At 72.6% G+C, this 3,442-nt stretch carries 6 protein-coding genes; 4 read left to right on the plus strand and 2 right to left on the minus strand.

The features are described from left to right. Window positions 1-212: hypothetical protein (locus G6017_RS13230; RefSeq protein WP_206682436.1), on the plus strand; the 212-nt coding region annotated here is incomplete at its 5' end. A gap of 32 nt (window positions 213-244) precedes the next feature. Here G6017_RS13230 and G6017_RS13235 read toward each other — a convergent pair. Continuing rightward, a complete protein-coding gene (locus G6017_RS13235; RefSeq protein WP_182617759.1) occupies window positions 245-838 on the minus strand; it encodes a DUF1707 SHOCT-like domain-containing protein in 594 nt (197 codons plus the stop codon). Window positions 839-946: 108 nt separating this feature from the next. Here G6017_RS13235 and G6017_RS13240 point away from each other — a divergent pair, with 108 nt between their 5' ends. Continuing rightward, complete coding sequence (locus tag G6017_RS13240) at window positions 947-1,447, plus strand: carboxymuconolactone decarboxylase family protein (RefSeq protein WP_241731540.1); 501 nt, start codon at window positions 947-949, stop codon at window positions 1,445-1,447. Beyond that, window positions 1,444-2,328, plus strand: coding sequence for a sigma-70 family RNA polymerase sigma factor (locus G6017_RS13245; RefSeq protein ID WP_182617761.1), 885 nt, complete (start codon window positions 1,444-1,446; stop codon window positions 2,326-2,328). The genes G6017_RS13240 and G6017_RS13245 overlap by 4 nt, the downstream gene beginning before the upstream one ends. 30 nt (window positions 2,329-2,358) lie before the next feature. On the opposite strand, the gene G6017_RS13250 is transcribed toward G6017_RS13245, so the two are convergent. Beyond that, window positions 2,359-2,709, minus strand: coding sequence for a VOC family protein (locus G6017_RS13250; protein ID WP_095718762.1), 351 nt, complete (start codon window positions 2,707-2,709; stop codon window positions 2,359-2,361). A 30-nt stretch (window positions 2,710-2,739) separates the two neighbouring features. Between G6017_RS13250 and G6017_RS13255 the strand changes: the two genes are divergently transcribed. Beyond that, complete coding sequence (locus G6017_RS13255) at window positions 2,740-3,315, plus strand: hypothetical protein (RefSeq protein WP_182617763.1); 576 nt, start codon at window positions 2,740-2,742, stop codon at window positions 3,313-3,315. The last annotated feature ends 127 nt before the right edge of the window (window positions 3,316-3,442 follow it).

Raw genomic sequence — 3,442 nt, forward strand, 5'->3', positions numbered from 1 at the left:
TCCCGCAGCCGAGTTCGGAGGCGCAGGAGGCCTGTGACACCGCCCTCGCCCAACGCAGGGTCCCCGTGCTGGCCTCGTTGGGCGTGGGGGCGACGATCGTGGCGGTCGGACTCGGTCTGGGAGTGCTCCCCGCGGCGGCCGCGGCGCTCGGTAGGAGAGAGGGTGACGGCGGTCCGGGCACCGGGCACGGGCCGGGCACCCCCGCCGGGTAGGGCCGTGGACGGCCGGGACCCGCCCGGAGGGGTCAGTCCCGCGTCTCGCGCCCGTCGCCGAGCTCGCGGATCCGCTCGGTGGCCGCGCGGAGGCGCTCCTTGCGGGCCTCGTCGTCGGATTCCTTGAGCTCCTCGTAGAGCTCCTCGTCCGAGTCGGTGAACTGCAGGATGGCGCGCGGGACCCCCAGGGTCAGGACCAGCGACGGCCAGACGATCCACGCGTAATCCCAGCCCACCACGAACTGGAGTACGAGGAACGCCACGAGCGTCGCCCCCAGCACCAACCCGTCGAGCGTCTCCACCGTCCTGCCGCGCTTGCGGAGATCCTGGAGTTCGCGATCCGGGTCCGATGCCGCCGGTGACGACGACGAGGTGCGCACCAGCTCGCCACCCGTCGCCGTGGCCGACTGGACGATCATGCCGTCAACGCTGGTCAGGGGCACGCCGTCCGGCAGATCGCTGAACGACCCGCGGAGCTGACCCAGGGTGCGCGCGGCCGCGATGTCACCGGAGCGGGAGTGGAACTCCGGATCGTCGAGGCGGCCCGCGGCATAGTGGTCACCCAGCGCGGTCAGGGCGTGCAGACGCTCGGCGTCGGAGAGCAACAGATCATCGGGATCGGTCATGTGCCCAGGCTAGGAGGGCACCCCGCCGACCGCCATGGGTGATCGCACCCATCCGCTGTCGAATCCGGGACCGTGTCACATCCGGGGACGCTGGTGCGTCGATGGGGTATGAGTACACACCGGAACGACCACGGACAGCGCAAACAGGTCAGTGCGGGCGCGATGGCACCCATGCTGGCGCTCGAGGCCTACACCCGGGCCCGGGTCTCCCGCTCCGACAGTCACCTCATCAGGCTCCGGGTCTCGGCGGTGAACGAGTGCCGGTTCTGCACCGCCATGCACCGACGCGACGCCCGCAAGGACGGCTGGGACGACGCCCGGATCGTCGCCGCCGAGGACTGGCCCGCCCACGCCGGTGAGCTGTCCGAGGGGGACCTCGCGGTCCTGGGGTTCGCGGACGCGATCACGCACATCCGCGGCGAGGAATCGGTCTCGGACGAGCTCTGGGACGACGTGGTCCGGCACCGGGGCGAGGCGGGCACTGGACAGCTCCTCATGGAGGTCGTCACCATCAACGCATGGAACCGGATCGCAGTGGCCACCCGGAAGGACCCGGGGTCGCTCAAGGGCGTGCGCCGGGAGGACATCGATCCCGTTCGCCCGAGGTGACGGCGGCCGGTGCGCTCGCCGGACTCGACCGGGCCGCGGTGGACCGGGTCCGGGGGCGGCTCCTCGGGGTCGGGTACCGCATCACCGGGACGTGGGCCGACGCCGAGGACGCCGCCGACGAGGCCCTGGCCCGCCTGGTCGGGCTCGAGGAGGGATCGGCGCCCGACAACCCCGAGGCGTGGCTCACCACCGTCACCACGCGGTTGTGCCTGGACCGGCTGCGGCGACGGAGGCGGGAGGACTACGTGGGGGCGTGGCTCCCCGAGCCCGTCGACACCGCCCTGCTGCCCTCGGAGCTGGCCGAGCAGCGCGACGACCTGCGGATCGCCGTCCTGTTGGCCTACGAGCAACTGGGTCCCGACGAGCGCGCGGCCTTCGTCCTGCGCGAGGCCTACGCCCTGCCCTACTCCGAGATCGCCGAGGCGCTCGACGCGGCCGTGCCCACGGTCCGTCAGTGGGTGAGCCGGGCGAGGCACCGGTTGGACACCGACCTCCGTCCGCCGGAGCGTGCGCCGGAGTCGGTGATCTCGCGGCTGGTCGAGGCCGTCCTGGCAGGCGACCTCCAGCAGACGATCGAGGTGCTCACCGCGGACGCCCGGGTGGTCTCGGACAGCGACGGGAAGGTCAACGCCGCCCGCAGGGACATCGTGGGGGCCCGCAAGTGTGCGTACTTCCTCATCAAGGCGGCGGAGCTGTCCGACGGCATGATCGCTCCGGTCGAGGTGAACGGGGAGTTCGCGCTGGCTGTGGTCTCCCGTGGGGTCGTCCGGGTGGCCCAGCTGGGTGTGGTCGACGGCCGCGTCACGCGGGTCTACTTCCACTCCAACCCGGCCAAACTCACGCGGCTCGCGTTGCCGGAGGGGTTCGAGCCGAGCGCGTGAGGCGGCGGCCCGCGGCAGCCCGGTCTGGGGCTACTCGGGCACCCACATGGCCATCTCGTTCCCGCCGGGCTCCCGGAAGTGGAACCGTCGGCCGCCCGGGAAGGAGAAGGGCTCGAGGGTCACCACGCCACCCGCGGCCTCGACCCGTCCGCGCGCCTCGGCCAGGTCGGCAACCAGGATCACCATCAGCGGTGCCGGTGACTGCTCGTCGTCGTCGCCCTGGATCCCCACCTCGATCCCGCCGCCGGTGAGGTCGGTGTACGACGTCCCGTACACGGTGGGCGACCAGCCGCACACCGTCGCCAGGAACTCGGCGGTCGCGGGCATCGACGTACTGGGGAATTCGACCATGGTGATCTGGTCCGGGGTCCTGTCCTGCATGCGCCCGACGGTACGGGCACCATGGGTGCGGTGGCGCGGTTTCGATCCCTCTACCCGGTTCTGGCTCCCCCGGTCCTCCTCGCCGCGACGGCCTGCGCGGGCGGGGCCGCACCGACCCCTGTGCCGTCCCCTCCGACGAGCACCGGCCCGATCGGCGCGGCGAACGTTCCGCTCGACACCACGATCGATGTCCCCGGCTCACGCGCGGCACTCGAGGCGGGACAGGCGGAGATCCGACGGGTCCTCGAGGGCAGGATCGGTGCGGACGGATGGAGGGAGGTGCGCGCGGCGCAGGAGGTCGCCTGTCCCAGTCGGAGCGACGCGGCCGGTGTCGGGGACGCCGGGATCGGCAAGTTCTACGCCCGCGAGATGCGTCACCCGGATGCCCTGGACCCCGCCGGGTGGGACCGGGCTCTGGAGGAGGTCCTGAACGCCGTCGAGCCGCACGGTTTCCGGCCCAGGCCCACCGACGAGGGACCGACGCGGCCCGGGATCCACTACGTCTACCTGGTCAACGACCACCGGGACGAGCTGACCCTGTCCACGCATCCGACGATCGGTACCGGCTACGGCGGGTTCGGCGTCTGCCACCCCTGGGGGGACTGACGGATCGTGGGCGGGGGCGGGACCGCCGGTGACGGGCCCGTCGCCCGAGCCTCTCGCCCGGCCCTCACGCCCGGGACCGTGCCCGCGCCAGGTCCCATCGTCCGAGGAGTGCGGTGGCGGCGGCGCC

The sequence above is a fragment of the Dietzia sp. B44 genome (genome assembly GCF_014145245.1).
GTDB classification, from domain to species: domain Bacteria; phylum Actinomycetota; class Actinomycetes; order Mycobacteriales; family Mycobacteriaceae; genus Dietzia; species Dietzia natronolimnaea.

What these genes read in the sequence shown, in the direction of transcription:
- G6017_RS13235 (WP_182617759.1), bottom strand. Translation starts at nt 838, where the DNA reads ATGACCGATCCCGATGATCTGTTGCTCTCCGACGCCGAGCGTCTGCAC.
- G6017_RS13240 (WP_241731540.1), top strand. Translation starts at nt 947, where the DNA reads ATGAGTACACACCGGAACGACCACGGACAGCGCAAACAGGTCAGTGCG.
- G6017_RS13250 (WP_095718762.1), bottom strand. Translation starts at nt 2,709, where the DNA reads ATGCAGGACAGGACCCCGGACCAGATCACCATGGTCGAATTCCCCAGT.